Genomic DNA, 18,664 nt, shown 5'->3' on the forward strand with positions numbered 1-18,664 from the left:
TTTAATTCCTCCTGTTTTCATGTTCTGTATAAACCGTTTGGGCCGCGGCTACACCTTTTCCAAGCTCGATTTGTTTTCCGGTTTTATATAAGCCGAGTTCTAATAAGCTAATGGTTTGTAAAACATCGGCAGGAGAGGAATACCCCATATGACCGATACGAAAAATTTTTCCTTTCAGATGCTGTTGCCCTCCCGCAATGGATAATCCGAATTCCGTTTTTAAAATACTCCGGAGCTTTTCCGGGTCAAAATCATCAGGCTGTATGGCTGTCACTGTTGGTGATGCATCCTGGTCCAGAGTTAGTAGAGGTAAACCAAGCGCACGACAGGCAGCCCGTGTCATACTCTTCATGGTTTCATGTCGTTTTACAACGTTGTCAATGCCTTCTTCTTCCATAAGATTCAGTACCTGATTCAGTCCAAATAATAAGGATAAAGCCGGAGTAAAAGGAGTTGAATCCGCGAGTAATTTATCATGATAGGTTGTTAAATCTAAATAGAAACGGGGCTGCGGATTTTCCTTCATTGTCCTCAGTGCTCTTTCACTGACTGCAATCAAGGTCAGTCCTGCCGGCAGCATCATTGCCTTTTGAGAACCTGTAACGAGAACATCTATCCCCCAGTCATCCATTTTACTTTCGACACCGCCAATACAGGATACGCCGTCGACAACAAACAGCGCATTTGACGTTCTGTGTACGATTTCCCCGATCTGTCTGACAGGATTTAATACGCCTGTTGAAGTTTCGCAAAAGGTGGAAAACACAACTTTTATATTTGGATGCTGCCTCAGATATTCCTCAATTTCCGCCGGATCTGCGGCACTTCCCCAGGATACTTCGATGACATGGGTTTGATAATCATAGCTGTTGCATATTTTTTTGAATCGGTGCCCAAACGCGCCTGTAGCAATGACGAGGACTTCATCACCGGGCTTAGCACTGTTTACAACCGCAGCCTCAAGGCCGGCAGTACCGCTTCCGGCAACAATCATAATCTCCTGTTCGGTTCCAAAGACGGGCTTCAGCCTTGGGCGCAGTTTCTGAATTAATTCCTTTGCTTCACGTCCACGGTGACCAATCATCGGCTGAGTCATTGCATGCTGCACACTAGGTGGAATTGGTGTTGGTCCGGGGATTCGTAAAAATGCTTGATCCTGTAGCATGTGTAAACACTCCTTTATGGGATTGTTTTTTTTTCATATAAAAAACCTTTCACCCCTTAATTAAGAAGGGGCGAAAGGTTATTCTTCCGCGGTACCACCCTTATTCACTGCTTCCAAACACTCCTGAAGCAGTCTTCATTGGTCCTCATGCGTAACGTGCATGTACCGGGCAGACCTACTGGCGATTCAACCTGCCAACTCCGAAGGGCTATCCATCACTCTCACCACTGGTTTACACCACCCACCAGCTCTCTGACGTATGAGCAATCATGGACTTGTCTTCTTCACCGTATTAACGTATAACCGTATTAAATGAATTTTAATCTATCATAGCAGACTTATAACGAATGTCAACCTGCAAATTTGCTTTAGCGCTTTAAAGCGTGTGGGGACAGTCCCGAAAATTTTGTAACAAAATGATAGGCTGATTCGTAGTCAGGTTGAAGGGGGAGAGAGGATGTCGCATAAAAATCTTGATGATATTTACCGTTCACATATGCCTGAAATATTTCGCTATTTGCTCTCTCTTACCCGTGATGGTTATTGGGCAGAGGACCTGGTACAGGAGACTTTTGTCAGGGCTTACCTACATATTGAAGAGCTTGATCCTCCCAGAATAAAACCTTGGTTATTTAAGGTTGCTTATCACGTATTTATTGATGCTGTACGGAAAAATAAGCGTCAGATTGTGAAAGATCAGCCGTTTTTCCAGCAAATAAAAGGAAATGCATCCACCGAAGAAGAGGCTATTACCCGGAATCAACTCCAGGAGCTGGAAGAAGTGCTTAAAACCTTACCAGAAAAGCAAAAGCACGCAGTTTTATTAGCTGATTTCCATGATCTATCTTATAAAGAATCAGCGAGTATCATGGAGGTTTCCATTTCGTATTTTAAAGTATTGTTATTTCGAGGCCGTCAAACTCTTCGTCGTTTAAAAGAAAGGAGTGATTCAGCGGATGAGAGATGATTTCAAGGAAAAGCTTAAGGCTTATTCAGAAGGGAAGCTATCAGAAGAAGAAACGCTGGAGGTAGAAAAAGAATTAGAAAAGATGGAAGTCTACCAATCCTATTTAGATGAGCAGCTGGATGACGAAACAGAAAATCGATTCCAGCCAAATGATCAAAAAATCATTCGAAAAGGAAAATGGAAGGCAAGAATCAGCAATGCTGTAACGGCAATTTCTATACTTATACTTATTGCATTTTGCAGCAGTCTGGTAAACAGTATTTTTTATTCCTGGGGTGAACCAGATCGTATTGAAGTATATAACGACGTAATTGAATCTGCTATTGCTGTAACCAATCCCAATATTGAGGTTGGCAGTAGAGGCTCAAATACAGGCTTTTTCTTTTTTAATAATAAAAGTGATCTCAAAAAAAGAATAGGGAATAAGAATGAAAAGGTGGGAAGCTTTGAAATGAATTTCTTTTATGGATTCCCTTTCTCTCCAACTATTGAAAAAGATATCGAGCAAAATTCAATGTTCATTTATCCTGTGGCTGAAAACAAGAATATTTCTGATGATCATGAATGGGAGCGACTCAATCATTTACCAGAGGGAACAGTAGCAGAAGCTTATATCTCTCTGGACCAGCTCTATTCAACAAAAAAACTTTTATCATTGCTTGAAAATTACCAGACCGTAAAGCCTGCTTGGTTCGCCGTTGATACCGGAATTGAGAAAGAGGAAGCAAAACAGAGAGGACCAACTCCCACCGATTCTATTGGTTTTCCAAGTTTGCCGATTTGGCATCCTGAAGATTTAGAAATCACTTCAAGGGAAACCGAGGATAAAGGCTTTTACAGTAATGTGACGATTGAGGAGGGGACGTACCCTAATGTTTCAGATTATGGAAGTGCAGAGCTGCGAAATGAAAATTTTATTCGCACACTGGAGATTATGAATGAGCATAAGCGGATTTCGAACCGAGTCGCCCAATCTTCAGACCTTAGACTAAATAAACGGATGGATTATGTAAAAAATCATGGGGTCCACATTTATGGAGTTGTGATAACAGGGCCTTCCAAAGAAATTTTAGCATTAAGGGGTGAAGATTGGATTTCCAGTCTTTCTATTGGAGAAGTAAGATTGTGGAATTAAAGAGAAGTTCAAGATTTATAAATTTATGTAAAATGTATCTTTTGCATTTTCTAAATTATGTTAAAATAACAAGAGTTGGATAACATATATTTCCTATTGGAGGTAAACATGGAATCAAGTTCAGTACTAGAACTAAGAAATGTAACAAAAAAGCTTGGAAACAAAAATGTAGTTGATGATTTATCTTTTTCCATCCAATCAGGCGAAGTGTTTGGATTGCTTGGTCCGAATGGGGCGGGAAAAACGACAACCATTCGGATGATTGCCGGGTTAATTTCGAAATCAAATGGAAAAGTATTCATTAATGGGGTAGACGCTGATGAGAATTTCAAACAGGTCATGTCTGAAATGGGCGCGATTGTCGAAAATCCGGAAATGTATAAGTTTTTAACGGGTTATCAGAATCTGCTTCATTTTGCCAGAATGGCCCAGGTTTCAATTACAAAAGAACGTATCAAAGAGGTTATTAAGTTAGTAGATTTAGAGAAAAACATTCATCGGAAGGTCAAAACTTACTCGCTCGGAATGAGGCAGAGGCTTGGGGTTGCTCAGGCGATTCTGCATAAGCCTTCCCTGCTCATTTTTGACGAGCCTACAAATGGATTGGATCCACAAGGAATTTATGAATTTCGTACTTATTTAAAAAAGCTGACGGAACAAGGAGTTGCCGTGATGGTATCAAGCCATTTGTTAGCTGAAATGCAGCAGATGTGCGATCGTGTCGCCATTATTCAGGAAGGCAAGCTTATTGACATCAGTTCTGTTCATGAGTTAAGGGAGGACCATGGTGCAGACACACTGGTCCAATTTGAAGTCGATCAGCCAGAACTGGCAAAGGAAAAACTAACGGATTTTGAATTTGAAATTGTTGACGGATATCTGCAATGCCCCGCAAAACGCAGTGATATACCGTCTATTAATAAAAAATTGGTACAAGCCAATATTCAGGTTTTTGGAATTTCCAGCAAAAACCCATCACTTGAGGAGAAGTTTTTAGCCATAACGAAGGGAGGAGAGGAAGTATGATGAAATTGTTCTCCCTTGTTTATAATGAAAATATAAAAGTGTTTAAACGCATTCGTACGTGGATTATGTTTGGTATTATGGCTTTCGCTGTTCTTCTTATGGCTTTCTTAATGCACCAGGGCGGACAGAACCAGGATTGGGAGCAGCGTGCGCAGGATGAAATTCAAAGGTATGAAGATCAGATTGAGGCAATAAATGAATCCATGCAGCAGGCTGAAAATCAGGAGAATTCCGAACAGGCACAGCAGGTCATGCCCAACGCCGAGGAGGAAATTTCCAGTATTCAGGGTCAAATTGACAGACTTGAGTCCCATCTGGAGGAAGGAAAAAACCCTTATGAACGGAATGTATGGACTTTTATGTCTGATTCGACAGGCTTAATTGCCCTTATATCCTTATTTGTGGTGATTGTCGCAGCAGATATTGTCGCAAGTGAATTTTCCTGGGGAACTATAAAAATGCTGATGATTCGTCCTTTTACCCGGGGAGAAATTTTATTATCCAAATTTACCACAGTGGTTCTTTTTCAAATCATTATTCTGGCGCTTCTGTTAATGACTTCCTGGCTTATCGGGGGAATGTATTTCGGCTTTGCACCACTTGATTATGAAAGTATAACTTTTACAAATTCAGGGCAGATGGAAGCGGAAACGGTTAGTATTGAAGTATTGAAAATTTACGGAGTGGAATTTATCAGGTTATTAGTGATTGCATCGCTGGCCTTTATGATCTCCACTATTATGAGAAGTAACACATTTGCGATTGGAATTGGCGTTTTTATTTTGCTGTCTGGAAATATTATAACCGGTTTGTTAAGGCAGTACGAATGGGGGAAATATGTGCTGTTTCCGAACTTGAATTTGACTCAATATATCCATAATTTGTCCCCGCCATTTGAAGGAATGACTCTTCCTTTTTCCATAGGGGTAAATGCAGTTTATTTTGTCATTTTCATGGGACTCACCTGGTATATATTTAAAAAACGGGATATTGCCGGGTAAAAAGTGTGGAAGAGCCAGGTTCCGAATGGAAGCCTGGCTTTTTAGTTTGTGACTGAGGCCTGCAAAAATGTTTAGAGAGGTTCGAATGTTTTACAATCTGTTTCTTTCTGATGATTGGCTTCTTTCCCGCTGTGGCTTACGACGTAAATTGCCTCGGCTGTACATTTATTGCCTACTGCCCAATATTTACAGTTTTTCACTTCGCAAATACGTCCTGAGCCAAGCTTTCCACCCCCTGTTTTTATAAGGATACCTCTCGTTTGAAAAAATCATTCAGATTCAGAAAGGATGATTTTGACCAGGTTGGAGAGGGTCATTTAGTTACCGGGATGTGTTTGTCAACGCAGAGGATTTAGCTGGAAACGAAATGATAAGGCCAAAACTAAAAAATCACGAACTTGTTTATCATAAAATCATAAAATGTGAATAAAATTTTTAAAAACTGTTGAACCATTGTCCATTCCCTGTTATAATTTCAAATATCAGTTCAACAACGAATGTTTTCGACAAAATTTGCGGGTGTAGTTTAGTGGTAAAACCTCAGCCTTCCAAGCTGATGTCGTGGGTTCGATTCCCATCACCCGCTCCAGCAATTATAATACATGTTACCAACGCAGTGTTTCGTTTGGCTCGCCACGAAGCATTGCGTTTTTTAATGGAATCATATATTTTAATCCTTCTGGTTAGTATGGAAACGGGATTGCGTCTTCATTTATGCTGATTTGCTGTTTTTTTAAAGTGAATCAGTCACGTTTTTGCTTTTATCTGTCGTTTTTCTGATTTTATCCGTCGCTAGGAGCGAAAACCAAGTCAGTATCGACGCTCAATCGATCGGCTGAGTTTTACATCGATTGGTTCTGACGGGGAATCGGTCACATAAGGACGTTTATCAACCGAATCTGGAGTTTTATCAGTCACCTCGAGCAAAAATCAAATCAGTTTCGGCCGTCAATCCTTCAGTTGATTTTTTATCGACCAAAGTGGGCTGGGAATCAGTAGAATATCCCGGTTTATCAATCGAATTCCTGGTTTTTTCAGTCTGAATTCTTGTTTTTAAGTCTGCCAGTTCGTCCCCCGTTAAACCATCCCTGTCTGACTTGAATTTCCGCCACTTGCCTTGTATCCTTGGATTGTTAAGCAAAAAGTTCGATTCTTAGTAGATGAGGTGTTTGGATTTTATGCAAAAGTTGCGATCTCAACTGCGAAATATTGATGGAAAAAGCTATAAAGGTTATAAATCCTTGCAGGGAAGCTATCAATTTCAGCAATATAAACTTGCAATTGACTATGTTCAGGGGGATCCGTTTGCTTCCCCGTCAAAAATCAGACTGATTATTCCTGATAAGGATTTTCCAATTAAAAAAGAGTGGATTCAGGGAAAACAGCGGAAAATATACACTGAGGATGTGATTGCCCGCCATGTTGCCCGGGCGATTCGGAAAAATCAGGCCACTGTACGGGGTTCCGGAAAAAGTGGACTTTTAAGCATTGATGTGCCCGGACAGGAAATTCTGGAGCGGACGGCTGTAACCACAGATGGGTCTCACACAACCATTTGTCTTTCAGTAGGTTTGCCTGCAAATGGCCGTCGTATTAATGGTCGGGAAGCCGAGAAATTATTTTTTCAAATCATTCCGGACATTTTAAAGCAATCGGTATTTTCGATTAAAGATCACGATATTGAGGCTGTTGTCCAATTGGCGGATCAGCAGGAAGCGATTCGTAAAAAGATGAAAGAGAATAATTGGATTGCCTTTGTTGCGGATGGGGCGATTTTGCCTCGTGAAAGCGGCATTAGCAATCGTCCGTTGAAAAAGGCTGTACCTTTTCAGAGTCCAGAGGAAAATCGGGTTTCCATCGAATTGCCGCATCGTGATGAACCTTTAACAGGAATGGCCCTGAAGCAGGGAATTACGGTCATTGTTGGTGGTGGCTATCACGGAAAAAGTACGCTGCTTACGGCCATTGAACGTGGCGTTTATCACCATATTAAGGAAGATGGGCGTGAATATGTTCTTACCGACCCAAATGCAGTGAAGGTTAGAGCTGAGGATGGTCGTAAGGTAACCAATGTGAACATCTCTCCTTTTATTAACAATCTCCCACATGGGGAAGATACTGGAGAATTCAGCACGGAAAATGCCAGTGGAAGTACATCACAGGCGACAAATGTGATGGAGGCTCTTGAAGCAGGGGCTTCCACCTTATTAATTGATGAGGATACGAGTGCAACCAATTTCATGATTCGTGATCAGCGGATGCAGGAACTGGTTGTGAAGGAAAAAGAGCCGATTACACCGTTTATTGATAAAATCAGTCAGCTGCGGGATGAGCTTAACGTTTCCACGGTGCTCGTGATGGGTGGATCCGGTGACTATTTTGATGCTGCGGATCAGGTGATTATGCTTGATGAGTATATTCCGCATAATGTGACACAAAAAGCGAAGGACATTGCGAGTCAGTTTCCAAGTGAACGAAAGCATGGAGATGAGTCATTTGGGACGATTTCAGACCGGATCTTTTTACCTGAAAGTTTAGATAGTCGTAAAGGGAAAAAGTCCAAAGTACAGGCAAAAGGTCTTGATAAAATTTTGATGGGCAAAGTGGATATTGATCTCCAGCAGGTTGAACAGCTGGTAGACGTTTCCCAGACCCGTATGATTGCACAGATTCTGCATCATTTAGAGCAAAAAGGCTGGCTGAAACAGAAAAAATCTTTGAGTGAGCTGTTGGATGAAATTGAAAAACAAATGGACACAAGAGGACTTCCTTCATTTACCCCAAGACCACATGAACATCCAGGGGAACTCGCAAGACCAAGAAGATTCGAAATAGCCGCCACACTTAATCGATTACGTACAGCCAAGGGACTGTCCCCACATGCTTTAAAGCGCTAAAGGGAAAGGAGGGGAATGGTTTGTTTGATGAATTGAAACAGGATGTGATTGAACAGAGCAGGGTGATAGGGATTGATAAAATAGGCTTTGCTTCAGTTGATGTATTTTCCACCCTTAAGGAACGTCTGAAGCAACAGCAGGAAAATCAATACCAGTCCGGCTTTGAAAAGGGTACCATTGAGGAGAGAACCACCCCTCGTAAATTAATGCCTGAAGCCCAGTCGATCATTTCGATTGCGCTAGCCTATCCATCCAAACTGGAGAACGCTCCCCGCAGCACGAAAGGAGACCGGCGCGGACAGTTTTGCCGGGCCTCATGGGGAACGGACTATCACGATATTTTACGGGACCGGCTTGAACAGCTGGGGCAGTTTTTAAAAGAAAAACATCCGGATGCCCAATATAAAATTATGGTGGATACCGGAGAATTGGCCGATAAAGAGGTTGCTGTACGCGCAGGACTCGGATTCACCGGGAAAAATACAGTTCTGATTACCCCTGAATTTGGCTCCTATGTTTATATAGGTGAAATGATAACGAACATCCCGTTTGAGCCGGATCAACCCCTGGAAGAGGACTGTGGGGATTGCAACCTTTGTGTAGATACCTGTCCGACAGGTGCCTTGATTCAGGGTGGACAGCTGAATGCTCAGAAATGTATCGCCTTTTTAACACAGACTAAGGACTATCTCCCTGATGAATATCGGGCTAAAATTGGTAACCGCCTATATGGATGTGATACGTGCCAGGTGGTTTGTCCGAAAAATAAGGGGAAGAACTTCCACTTCCATGAAGAAATGGAACCGGACCCTGACGTGGTCAAACCTCGTCTTAAGCCACTATTACGTATTTCAAATCGAGAATTTAAAGAAACATTCGGACCGATGGCAGGCTCATGGCGGGGGAAAAAGCCCATTCAACGTAACGCCATTATCGCTCTTGCGAATTATAAGGATCAGACAGCCGTTGATGAACTCATTCATGGCATGAAGCATGATCCACGGCCAATGATACGTGGTACCGCGGCCTGGGCTTTAGGAAAAATAGGCTCTGAGGCTGGAAAGGTAGCCATTCAGGAAGCGCAGGAAAAAGAATCCGATGAATCTGCATTAGCAGAAATGGAAAAAGGGCTGAACTATTTCAGAGCCCCGCAAAGCTGAGAATGAATGATGGCCGCATGTGCACATGCGGCCATTTTTAAAATTTTCTTAAATGAGAATAGAAGCTGTTTGTCGAAATCCTTAAATGATATTCATTTTTTCCATTAAGCACTTACAAATTTAAAGGGGGATATGATGAACAATCAATTGCTGTATTATGATGAAATGATGACGAATCTTGGTCCTGTCACATTGATGATGAAGGATGAGGCATTGCTGGCGATACAGTACGGAAAGCTCAATCAGTTGAGGGCATCTTTTCAGAAGTGGCTCGGCAGGCATTTTGAACAGCCTGTTTTTGAACGTAACCCAACGAAGCTTTTGAAGGTAACGCAGCAGCTTGAAGAGTACTTCAATGGAACACGCACAAAATTTGATCTTTCCTATGAAATATACGGTACTCCATTCCAGAAACAGATCTGGAAGGCTTTGAGTGAAATTCCGTATGGAGAAGTTCGTACATATAAGGAAATAGCTCAGCTCGTTCAGTCGCCTAAAGCGCAGCGGGCGGTAGGCGGTGCCGTTAATCGGAATCCTCTGCCCATTTTACTTCCCTGTCATAGAGTCGTGGGCAGTAATGGGGCCATGACGGGATATGCCGGCGGGATCGGAAAAAAGGAATTTTTGCTTAGTTTGGAAGGGTATTCAGTCGTCACACAATAGTCTTATTCAGGTTTCATGCTTCTCCCTTTCGTTACATACATTGAAACGGAAGGGAGGCTTTTTTATGGACGATTCTTTTCTTCAAAATGAGTGGGAACATATTATTCGGGAAAACACGGATTTTGAATGGTGGAGGAAAAAAATAGAGGCTTTCAGGGGAAGGGGAGTTCAGGTGCTGCAGGTTACAGGTGAGGGACGTCCCTATCATCAGATGAACCGGAATCATCGCCGTGAAATTCAATATCATCTTCATTTGTGTTATTTACTTAAACAAAATGGCAAAACATATCTGGAGGAAGAAATCATACCTGGAAGTCTCCTTTTTGATGGTGAAGCCTTAGCCCGACACGAAATTAGTCCGGCCCCAACGGACAATCATACTGAGCCAATCGTTCCTTCTTTTGAATCTGATACGAGATCAGAACAGCGATCCTTTTCCTATGACCGCAGAGCAGCTGTCCGCTATGCGGAGCGCTGGTGGAATGACTATAATCCGGACTATCAAAAGTTTGAGGTGGATTGTACGAATTACATTTCCCAGTGTCTGCGTGCTGGAGGAGCACCGATGTGGGGATCACCCAATCGTTCGAGGGGCTGGTGGTACTCAGGGAACAACTGGAGCTACAGCTGGTCGGTTGCCCATGCTTTTCGCTGGTATTTAAGTGGATCAGATCAGGGATTAACGGCAAAAGAGATGGAAAATGCAACGGATCTTATGCCTGGCGATGTCATTTGCTACGATTTTGAGGGGGATGGCAAATGGAACCACACAACCATCGTCGTAGCTAAAGATGGCAATGGAGAGCCCCTCGTTAATGCCCATACAGCTAATAGCCGTAATCGGTACTGGCGTTATGAAGACTCGCCCGCCTGGACGCCGAAATGTCAGTACAAGTTTTTCCGTATAGGGGAGTAACCTATGATATAATAACTACTGTATGAAGCAATAACAGAGGTGATAAATGTTGGGAATACATGTCGTCTTATATCAACCAGAAATCCCAGCCAATACAGGGAATATTTCACGTACCTGCCTCGGCACGAATACCACTTTGCATCTGATTCGACCTCTCGGGTTTTCGACAGATGATAAAATGGTACGTCGTGCAGGGCTGGACTATTGGTACAATGTTGATATCAAATACCATGATTCCATTGATGAGCTATATAACAAGTATCCGAATGGAACCTATTATTATATAGAAAACTTTGGAACTAAATATTATACTGATTTTGATTACAGCAATCGGGATGAGGACATCCTTTTTGTTTTTGGAAAAGAATCTTCCGGGATTCCAAAGGATTTGCTTGAGGGAAAAGAGGATCACTGTCTTCGCATTCATATGAATGATCAGATACGCTCCCTCAATCTATCAAATACAGCAGCCATTATTATTTTTGAAGCTCTCCGTCAGCAGGGATTTCCCAATATGAACTAAAAAAGCCGCCATCCAATAAGGTGGATGGCGACTGACAATCCTTTTAATTTTTGGAATTATAGCCGGCAGTGAAAATGGAAGTAAGGAAAGCAACTGTGACTCCTAAGATAAGTATAATCTTCATGAAAATTCCTCCTTTTTTAGCATCAGCATCTCGTATGTAAATGTAAGCTATTTCTTATTATACCAAATTATACGTGTTTTTAAATATCCTTTCTTAACTTGCACAGATAATTCATGATTTGACAACAAATTTCCCTTTCTTTTCAAAACCAAAAACGTGCACCATGTTTAACAATTTACATAGATTTTATAGTGGAGGTGTTCATAATGAATGTTGTCGTGATTGGAGCAGGAGCAGTCGGGGGTTATTTTGGCGGAAAGCTTGCCAAAAACGGGGAATCTGTTTATTTTTTAGTCCGATCCCAAAGGTATGAACAGCTGAAACAGCGGGGGATGAACATTAAAAGTATCCATGGTGACTTTTCCTTTGAGCCCAATCTCATCAGGGAACCAGAGGAAATAGCAAACCCTGATTTAGTCATTATCGGGTTAAAAAATTATCATCTTGAAGGCGCAATGCCGCAAATTGAAAAGCTTGTTGTGCAGGGGGCTAAACTACTGCCGTTATTAAATGGAGTGGAGCATCTGGACGTACTTATTGAAAAGTTCGGCAGAGAAAAGGTCCTGGGTGGACTTTGTTACATAGAATCAACTTTAAATGACAAAGGGGATATTATTCAGAAAAGTCCCATTCAGGAAATTATTTTTGGCCCTTTAACAGCACAGGATTCTGCTTTCCTCAAGAAAATTGAGAAGATGCTGATGGATGCTGAGTTACAAGTTACGTATACGGATGATATTTTGGAAGAAGTGTGGAAAAAGTTTATTTTCATCACCTCTTTAAGCGGGATTACATCAGCTGTTCGGGCACCAATTGGAGTAGCCCTTGATGATGAGGTGACACAGAAATTTTTACGAAGTCTTATAACTGAAGTTTATGAAATTTCCCGAGCAAGAAAAATTGGATTACCAGACGATACCGTTGATGCTGTATTGGAAAAGTTAAAAATGATCTCGCCAGAATTAACCTCTTCTATGCACAGGGATTTGCAAAAAGGACTGCCGATGGAATTAGACAGTATGCATGGGTATCTGTTAGAGCAGGGTGAAAAGTATCAAATTAATCTCCCTTGTTTAAGGGCAGTTTATGCGTTACTACATCCCTATAAAAACGGTCAGAATTGAGTTGCTGCGGCAGCTCAATTTTTTGTTATACAGGTACAACCCCCTGACCAACCACTCCCCGCTATTCTATTATGGCCAAAAAGCGGACCAATTCACGTATTTTGCTTATGCGTCGGAGGTTAACGATCCCTTCTGCTTTTCCATATCTCTTGACATTCTTTTCTGCAGGTTTTATACTTTAGTTCGAATTAAAGATAAATGAATTAATAACAATTGAATGTGAGACATGGATATAAGCTGTGATATAAATAGATTTTTAATAAATGGAAATAATAGTTTGGAATTCATTATGGAATGGAGCGGGCGTTATGGCAAAGGCTACAAAGGGAGTTCATCATATTACGGCAATTGCCGGTGATCCTCAGGAAAATATGGATTTTTATGCGGGAATATTAGGCTTGAGATTTGTAAAAAAGACGGTTAATTTCGATGATCCTGGAACCTATCACTTTTATTTTGGTGATGAAAATGGATCACCCGGAACGATTATGACGTTTTTTCCGGTACAGGATGCTCTTAAAGGCAGAGTAGGCAGTGGCCAGGTGGGAGTGACTTCATTCGTAGTGCCACCTGATTCTCTGTCTTTTTGGGAAAAACGGTTAGCTAAATTTGATATCCATACAAAGAAAACAGATCGGTTTGGAGAGCGTTCATTGGAATTTGAAGATGTTCACGGCCTTCGTTTAGAACTTGTAGAGCGTGAGGAAGGCCCATTGAACGATTGGAGTTTTGGCGAAGTGACTCCGGATGTTGCCATTAAGGGATTTGGAGGGGCCACACTTTATTCCCGCCAGCCTGGGAAAACGGCAGAACTGTTAACCGAATTAATGGGGCTGGAAAAGACAGGCGAGGAAGAAGATATCATTCGCCTACAAGCTGATGGTGATATAGGGAATGTGATTGATATAAAACAATCAGCGGTTATTAGAGGTCTGCAAGGAGCAGGGACCATACATCATATTGCTTTTCGGGCGGATGATGACGATGACCAGCTGGAATGGCAGTCCCTTTTGCAGGAAAATGGCTATCAGGTAACCCCTGTCCAGGATCGTAATTATTTTAATTCTGTGTATTTTCGTGAGCATGGTCATATTTTATTTGAAATAGCCACTGATTCTCCTGGTTTCATGATTGATGAGAAGAAGGATCAGTTAGGGGAATCTCTGCACCTGCCTGAATGGTATGAACCTCATCGGGAACGTATTGAGAATATTTTATTACCAGTAGAAGTCCGAAAGCTGGATTAATTGAAGAGGAGGAACACTTTTGAAGCATATTTTTAATAAAGGATCAAATCCAGAGAAACCAACATTTTTACTACTTCACGGAACCGGTGGAACAGAGCAGGACTTATTACCGCTGGCCGGTATGATTGACGATGATGCCTCTGTTCTGAGTGTACGGGGGAATGTTTCCGAGAATGGAATGCCAAGATTTTTCCGTCGATTAGCTGAAGGTGTATTTGATGAGGAGGATCTTATCAATCGTACAAAAGAGCTGCATGAGTTTTTAGATGAAGCCGCTGAAAAATATGAGTTTGATCGAAATAACGTTGTAGCTATAGGCTATTCAAATGGTGCGAATATTGCCGGCAGCCTATTATTCCATTATCGACATTCGTTAAGAGGAGCTATGCTGCATCATCCGATGGTGCCGAGAAGAGGTATTGAGCTGCCGGATTTAACCGAAGTTCCGGTGTTTATTGGTGCCGGGAGTAATGATCCCATTTGCTCTCCCGAAGAATCCAATGAGCTTCAATCCCTTTTAGAAAAGGCAGGAGCTGATGTGGAACTGCACTGGGAAAATTATGGACACCAGTTAACCAGAGGTGAAGTGGAAAAGGCAGCAGAGTGGTATAGGAAACACTTTAGTTAAGACAATAATAAATGATTTTGGTCTAATTTAAGGAGGTGGTTCCGGAAATTAGATTAAATGTGAAAGAAAGGTGTTTAAATGATGGGACTTTTTAGCAGACTATTTAATAAATCAGAACAAAAGGAGTCGAGTCAAATGGCAGATGTAAATTTAGCAGTTATTTATTACAGTTCAACCGGAATTAATTATCAGATGGCTAAATGGGCTGAAGAAGCAGGAAAAGAGGCAGGTGCAAACGTAAAAGTTGTCAAAGTTCCTGAGCTTGCTCCTGAGGAAGCGATTGCGTCCAACCCGGCCTGGAAAGAGCACTATGAAGCTACAAAAGACGTTCCAGAAGCAACTTCAGATGATATCGAGTGGGCAGATGCTATGCTATTCAGTATGCCTACACGTTTTGGTAACCTTCCTGCTCAAATGAAGCAATTCCTTGATACTCAAGGGGGTCTTTGGGCAAATGGTAAAACAGTTAATAAGGTTGTAAGCGGGATGACTTCCGCACAAAATCCACATGGCGGTCAGGAAGCAACTGTCCAGTCCCTTTATACATCCATGGCACACTGGGGAGCGATCATTGTCCCTCCAGGATATACAGATCAATCCATTTTTGCAGGTGGCGGAAATCCTTATGGTACAAGCGCTACTCAAGGTGAAGATGGGAAAATTGCCGGAGACGGAGTAGAAGGCGCCGTTAAGCATCAGACGAAGCGACTTGTAGATGTGGCTACCCGGGTGAAAAACGGCCAGTAATATATGTACTTAATGAAGGGAAAGAGCTGACCTGTTGGGTTGGCTCTTTTTTATCACGCATTAACTGGCCGTAACCCCCCTACTTGTTTTGAAGGTAACTTAACAAGATTAAGTGGGGGAAAAGGCCAGTAAATCCCTGATAAGTTCAACTAACCATCAGTGGAGGTGAAGAACCCCCCCACTGATGGAAGTTTCACTTTATAATTCATGATTAGCTCGTCCTCGACATATATTTGTAAAAATCGTACAAAACATCGTAAATGGACTTCACTAAATAGGAGGGCGATGCATGAGCATCTTAAACAAAATTGAGGAGCATCGGAGAGAAGAGGAAGAACTCCGATGGGAAGGTACGTTTAGGGAATACCTGGAACTTTTAAAAGAAAAGCCTTATTTAGCACAGTCTGCACATTCAAGAATTTATCAAATGATTAAAGAAGCAGGCATTGAAGAAAAGGATGGGCATAACGAATACAAGTTTTTTAGTGATGAGCTTTTTGGTCTGGAGGAAGCGCTGGAAAAACTGGTCGAGGAATACTTCCATCCGGCAGCAGAACGGCTGGATGTCCGTAAGCGGATTTTATTATTAATGGGACCGGTAAGCGGCGGAAAGTCAACCATCGTTTCATTGCTTAAGAGAGGCCTGGAGCGTTTTTCCTATACGGATTATGGTGCGGTATATGCGATTAAAGGCTGTCCCATGCATGAGGATCCTCTGCACCTGATTCCGCAGCATTTACGTGATGATTTCTATGAGGAATACGGCATACGAATTGAGGGCAATCTATCCCCGCTTAACATGATGCGGCTTGAAGAGGAATATGGAGGCAGGATTGAGGATGTGAAGGTAGAGCGGGTCTTTTTATCCGAAAATAAACGTCGGGGTATTGGTACCTTTAGCCCATCGGATCCGAAATCACAGGATATTGCTGACTTAACGGGTTCCATTGATTTTTCGACCATCGCAGAGTATGGGTCTGAATCAGATCCCCGTGCCTACCGTTTCGATGGGGAGTTAAATGTGGCCAACCGCGGTTTAATGGAATTTCAGGAAATCTTAAAGTGTGATGAGAAGTTTTTATGGCACCTTTTATCTCTTACTCAGGAAGGTAACTTTAAGGCCGGACGCTTTGCTTTGATCAGTGCTGATGAGCTGATTGTTGCCCATACGAATGAAGCGGAGTACCGTTCATTTATTGCCAACAAAAAGAATGAAGCCTTACACTCCCGGATGATTGTCATGCCGGTCCCTTATAACCTAAAAGTCAGTGATGAAGAACGGATTTATCAGAAAATGGTGAAGGAAAGTGATATGAAGAATGTCCATATTGCGCCACATACCTTAAAAATAACAGCCATTTTCACCATCCTGACGCGGTTAAAGGAGTCAAATCGGCAGGATATTGATCTCTTAAAGAAGCTCTATTTATATGATGGGCAAAATGTAGAAGGATTCAGTGAAGTGGATATTGATGAGTTCAAAAAGGAATTTCCGGATGAAGGAATGGAAGGCATTGATCCCCGTTTTATTATGAATCGGATTTCTTCTGCCATCATCAGAAAGGATACCAACTCCATTAATGCCCTTGATGTGCTGCGTTCTCTAAAAGAGGGATTAGACGATCATCCTTCGATTACGAAAGAAGACAAAGAGCGTTATTTATCCTTCATTTCCGTTGCCCGAAAGGAATACGATGAGATTGCGAAAAATGAAGTGCAAAAGGCGTTCGTCTACTCATATGAAGAATCTGCGAAAACGCTGATGGATAATTATCTTGATAATGTTGAGGCCTACTGTAATAAAACGAAAATTAAAGATCCTCTAACTGGCGAAGAAATGCCGCCGGATGAAAAGCTGATGCGTTCTATTGAGGAGCAGATTGGAGTATCGGAAAATGCCAAGCGCGGTTTCCGTGAAGAGATTTTAATCCGTATTTCGGCTTATGCCCGTAAAGGTAAACGTTTTGATTATCAGTCCCATGAAAGGCTGCGTGAAGCCATCCAGAAGAAGCTGTTTGCTGATTTAAAGGATGTCGTCAAGATTACCACTTCGACCAAAACCCCTGATGAGCAGCAGTTGAAGAAAATCAATGAGGTGATTGCCACCCTCATTGATGAATATGGATATGATTCAACGTCGGCCAATGAATTGCTGCGCTATGTCGGCAGTCTTTTAAACCGCTAAGAAAAGCCGTTTCAATGGTGAGTCCATTGGAACGGCTTTTTTTATCTCTGTATGGCTGATAAAACTGCAGATTTTCTGGAATCAGTTTTTAATAGCGGGAATAAAACCCAAGAAATAACCATAAGTATGTACAAACATTAAAGGTTCCGGAGTTTACATGTTCTAAGGATTTATTTTATGTTGCATTCCTTTTGTCTTAAGACGAAACAAGCCTATATATAATTTTCAGGGGCCTTCTGAAAAACAGTGTTTACAAAATATTAAGGGGGAGAATTTGAAATGAAAAAAATTGCTGTTTTTTTAGTGGTATTGCTATCACTGGCAATGCTGGCAGCTTGTGGTACCGGTAATTCATCAGGCAACGGAGATGGTGGTGATACAGATAGTGGTTCAAATGGTGATTCAGAAGTTTATCAGGTTGCAACAGATGCCAACTTCCAGCCATTTGAATATAAGAATCCTGAGACAGGGGATATGGAAGGGTTCGATATTGATTTACTCAATGCGATCGCAGAGGAAGCTGGATTTGAAGTGAATTATAATACCATGGAGTTCGATGGATTACTGGGTTCCATGCGTACTGGCAAGCATGACATTGGGATTGCCGGCATCTCCATTACTGAAGATCGCAAAGAGGAAATAGATTTCTCGGATAAATACTATGACTCTGGTTTAATTTTGGCTGTTCCCAAGGATTCGGAACTGGAATCCATAGAGGATATTGACGGACACACAGTAGGGGCACGTCAGGGATCCACAAGTGAAGACTATCTTAAAGAGAATACGAATGCCGATGTGAATTCGTTCCCTGAGATTGTAACAGCCTATCAGGATTTGCAGGCTGGTCGTCTGGATGCGGTGCTTTATGATTTACCAAACGTTCAATATTACATCAATCAAAATGCATCCGATGAACTGAAAACAGTAGGAGATGTTCTGCAGGGGCAGCCATATGGCATAGCGTTTCCAAAAGGATCTGATCTGGTTGAGCCTGTAAACGAAGCATTAGCGACGATTAAGGAAAACGGGACCTATGCAGAAATCTATAAGAAATGGTTTGGTACGGAGCCGCCACAGGAATAAACATCTTTAATAAACCATATTGTATAGAGCAATCAAGCGTAACAAGCAAAGCTTGTTACGCTGTTTTTTAAAT

At 41.9% G+C, this 18,664-nt stretch carries 17 protein-coding genes, 1 tRNA gene and 1 other annotated feature; of the genes, 16 read left to right on the plus strand and 2 right to left on the minus strand.

Annotation, left to right across the window (positions count from 1 at the left end; genetic code table 11):
- Window position 1: 1 nt before the first annotated feature.
- Window positions 2-1,165, minus strand: coding sequence for a pyridoxal-phosphate-dependent aminotransferase family protein (locus ABD006_RS07540; RefSeq protein ID WP_343839376.1), 1,164 nt, complete (start codon window positions 1,163-1,165; stop codon window positions 2-4).
- 63 nt (window positions 1,166-1,228) lie between these two features.
- Window positions 1,229-1,462, minus strand: a binding site (T-box leader).
- A gap of 160 nt (window positions 1,463-1,622) precedes the next feature.
- On the opposite strand from ABD006_RS07540, the gene ABD006_RS07545 reads away from it, so the two are divergent.
- From ABD006_RS07545 to ABD006_RS07560, 4 genes are all read left to right on the plus strand, one after another.
- Window positions 1,623-2,132: a sigma-70 family RNA polymerase sigma factor gene (locus tag ABD006_RS07545; RefSeq protein WP_343839380.1), complete on the plus strand. Its 510-nt coding sequence runs from the start codon at window positions 1,623-1,625 to the stop codon at window positions 2,130-2,132.
- A complete protein-coding gene (locus ABD006_RS07550) occupies window positions 2,122-3,267 on the plus strand; it encodes an anti-sigma factor (RefSeq protein ID WP_343839383.1) in 1,146 nt (381 codons plus the stop codon). The genes ABD006_RS07545 and ABD006_RS07550 overlap by 11 nt, the downstream gene beginning before the upstream one ends.
- 108 nt (window positions 3,268-3,375) lie before the next feature.
- Window positions 3,376-4,293, plus strand: coding sequence for an ABC transporter ATP-binding protein (locus tag ABD006_RS07555; RefSeq protein ID WP_343839386.1), 918 nt, complete (start codon window positions 3,376-3,378; stop codon window positions 4,291-4,293).
- Entirely contained in the window at window positions 4,290-5,294 is a 1,005-nt protein-coding gene (locus ABD006_RS07560; RefSeq protein WP_343839389.1) for an ABC transporter permease subunit, read from the plus strand. Before ABD006_RS07555 ends, ABD006_RS07560 begins: the two co-directional genes overlap by 4 nt.
- Window positions 5,295-5,365: 71 nt before the next feature.
- On the opposite strand, the gene ABD006_RS07565 is transcribed toward ABD006_RS07560, so the two are convergent.
- Entirely contained in the window at window positions 5,366-5,503 is a 138-nt protein-coding gene (locus ABD006_RS07565) for a DUF1540 domain-containing protein (RefSeq protein ID WP_343840265.1), read from the minus strand.
- Between the two features lie 306 nt (window positions 5,504-5,809).
- Between ABD006_RS07565 and ABD006_RS07570 the strand changes: the two genes are divergently transcribed.
- The 12 genes from ABD006_RS07570 to ABD006_RS07625 all read left to right on the plus strand — a co-directional run bounded on the left by ABD006_RS07570 (window position 5,810) and on the right by ABD006_RS07625 (window position 18,591).
- Window positions 5,810-5,883: transfer RNA gene (locus ABD006_RS07570), tRNA-Gly, on the plus strand.
- Between the two features lie 589 nt (window positions 5,884-6,472).
- The gene (locus tag ABD006_RS07575; protein WP_343839391.1) at window positions 6,473-8,191 is read left to right on the plus strand and encodes an ABC-ATPase domain-containing protein; all 1,719 of its coding nucleotides are present in this window, start codon (window positions 6,473-6,475) and stop codon (window positions 8,189-8,191) included.
- A gap of 20 nt (window positions 8,192-8,211) precedes the next feature.
- Entirely contained in the window at window positions 8,212-9,351 is a 1,140-nt protein-coding gene (queG, locus tag ABD006_RS07580) for a tRNA epoxyqueuosine(34) reductase QueG (RefSeq protein ID WP_343839394.1), read from the plus strand.
- Window positions 9,352-9,486: 135 nt separating this feature from the next.
- Entirely contained in the window at window positions 9,487-10,014 is a 528-nt protein-coding gene (locus tag ABD006_RS07585) for a methylated-DNA--[protein]-cysteine S-methyltransferase (RefSeq protein ID WP_343839397.1), read from the plus strand.
- Between the two features lie 64 nt (window positions 10,015-10,078).
- The gene (locus ABD006_RS07590; RefSeq protein ID WP_343839399.1) at window positions 10,079-10,930 is read left to right on the plus strand and encodes an amidase domain-containing protein; all 852 of its coding nucleotides are present in this window, start codon (window positions 10,079-10,081) and stop codon (window positions 10,928-10,930) included.
- A gap of 49 nt (window positions 10,931-10,979) precedes the next feature.
- Window positions 10,980-11,453 carry a tRNA (cytidine(34)-2'-O)-methyltransferase gene (locus ABD006_RS07595; protein ID WP_343839402.1) on the plus strand — a complete coding sequence of 158 codons (474 nt, stop codon included), beginning with the start codon at window positions 10,980-10,982 and terminating at the stop codon, window positions 11,451-11,453.
- Window positions 11,454-11,783: 330 nt separating this feature from the next.
- Window positions 11,784-12,701, plus strand: a complete 918-nt coding sequence (locus tag ABD006_RS07600; RefSeq protein ID WP_343839405.1) for a ketopantoate reductase family protein — start codon at window positions 11,784-11,786, stop codon at window positions 12,699-12,701.
- A gap of 308 nt (window positions 12,702-13,009) precedes the next feature.
- A complete protein-coding gene (locus ABD006_RS07605; protein WP_343839408.1) occupies window positions 13,010-13,948 on the plus strand; it encodes a ring-cleaving dioxygenase in 939 nt (312 codons plus the stop codon).
- A gap of 19 nt (window positions 13,949-13,967) precedes the next feature.
- Window positions 13,968-14,576 carry an alpha/beta hydrolase gene (locus tag ABD006_RS07610; protein WP_343839411.1) on the plus strand — a complete coding sequence of 203 codons (609 nt, stop codon included), beginning with the start codon at window positions 13,968-13,970 and terminating at the stop codon, window positions 14,574-14,576.
- Window positions 14,577-14,657: 81 nt separating this feature from the next.
- Window positions 14,658-15,323 carry an NAD(P)H:quinone oxidoreductase gene (wrbA, locus tag ABD006_RS07615; RefSeq protein WP_343839414.1) on the plus strand — a complete coding sequence of 222 codons (666 nt, stop codon included), beginning with the start codon at window positions 14,658-14,660 and terminating at the stop codon, window positions 15,321-15,323.
- A gap of 289 nt (window positions 15,324-15,612) precedes the next feature.
- Window positions 15,613-17,508 carry a PrkA family serine protein kinase gene (locus ABD006_RS07620; RefSeq protein WP_343839417.1) on the plus strand — a complete coding sequence of 632 codons (1,896 nt, stop codon included), beginning with the start codon at window positions 15,613-15,615 and terminating at the stop codon, window positions 17,506-17,508.
- A 279-nt stretch (window positions 17,509-17,787) separates the two neighbouring features.
- Window positions 17,788-18,591, plus strand: coding sequence for a transporter substrate-binding domain-containing protein (locus ABD006_RS07625; protein ID WP_343839420.1), 804 nt, complete (start codon window positions 17,788-17,790; stop codon window positions 18,589-18,591).
- Window positions 18,592-18,664 lie beyond the last annotated feature (73 nt).

It is taken from the genome of Salinibacillus aidingensis (assembly GCF_039522525.1).
Lineage (GTDB): Bacteria > Bacillota > Bacilli > Bacillales > Alkalibacillaceae > Salinibacillus > Salinibacillus aidingensis.

What these genes read in the sequence shown, in the direction of transcription:
- ABD006_RS07625 (WP_343839420.1), top strand. Translation starts at nt 17,788, where the DNA reads ATGAAAAAAATTGCTGTTTTTTTAGTGGTATTGCTATCACTGGCAATG.
- ABD006_RS07555 (WP_343839386.1), top strand. Translation starts at nt 3,376, where the DNA reads ATGGAATCAAGTTCAGTACTAGAACTAAGAAATGTAACAAAAAAGCTT.
- ABD006_RS07600 (WP_343839405.1), top strand. Translation starts at nt 11,784, where the DNA reads ATGAATGTTGTCGTGATTGGAGCAGGAGCAGTCGGGGGTTATTTTGGC.
- ABD006_RS07605 (WP_343839408.1), top strand. Translation starts at nt 13,010, where the DNA reads ATGGCAAAGGCTACAAAGGGAGTTCATCATATTACGGCAATTGCCGGT.
- ABD006_RS07540 (WP_343839376.1), bottom strand. Translation starts at nt 1,165, where the DNA reads ATGCTACAGGATCAAGCATTTTTACGAATCCCCGGACCAACACCAATT.
- ABD006_RS07620 (WP_343839417.1), top strand. Translation starts at nt 15,613, where the DNA reads ATGAGCATCTTAAACAAAATTGAGGAGCATCGGAGAGAAGAGGAAGAA.
- ABD006_RS07585 (WP_343839397.1), top strand. Translation starts at nt 9,487, where the DNA reads ATGAACAATCAATTGCTGTATTATGATGAAATGATGACGAATCTTGGT.
- ABD006_RS07545 (WP_343839380.1), top strand. Translation starts at nt 1,623, where the DNA reads ATGTCGCATAAAAATCTTGATGATATTTACCGTTCACATATGCCTGAA.
- ABD006_RS07560 (WP_343839389.1), top strand. Translation starts at nt 4,290, where the DNA reads ATGATGAAATTGTTCTCCCTTGTTTATAATGAAAATATAAAAGTGTTT.
- ABD006_RS07590 (WP_343839399.1), top strand. Translation starts at nt 10,079, where the DNA reads ATGGACGATTCTTTTCTTCAAAATGAGTGGGAACATATTATTCGGGAA.
- ABD006_RS07550 (WP_343839383.1), top strand. Translation starts at nt 2,122, where the DNA reads ATGAGAGATGATTTCAAGGAAAAGCTTAAGGCTTATTCAGAAGGGAAG.
- wrbA (WP_343839414.1), top strand. Translation starts at nt 14,658, where the DNA reads ATGGGACTTTTTAGCAGACTATTTAATAAATCAGAACAAAAGGAGTCG.
- ABD006_RS07575 (WP_343839391.1), top strand. Translation starts at nt 6,473, where the DNA reads ATGCAAAAGTTGCGATCTCAACTGCGAAATATTGATGGAAAAAGCTAT.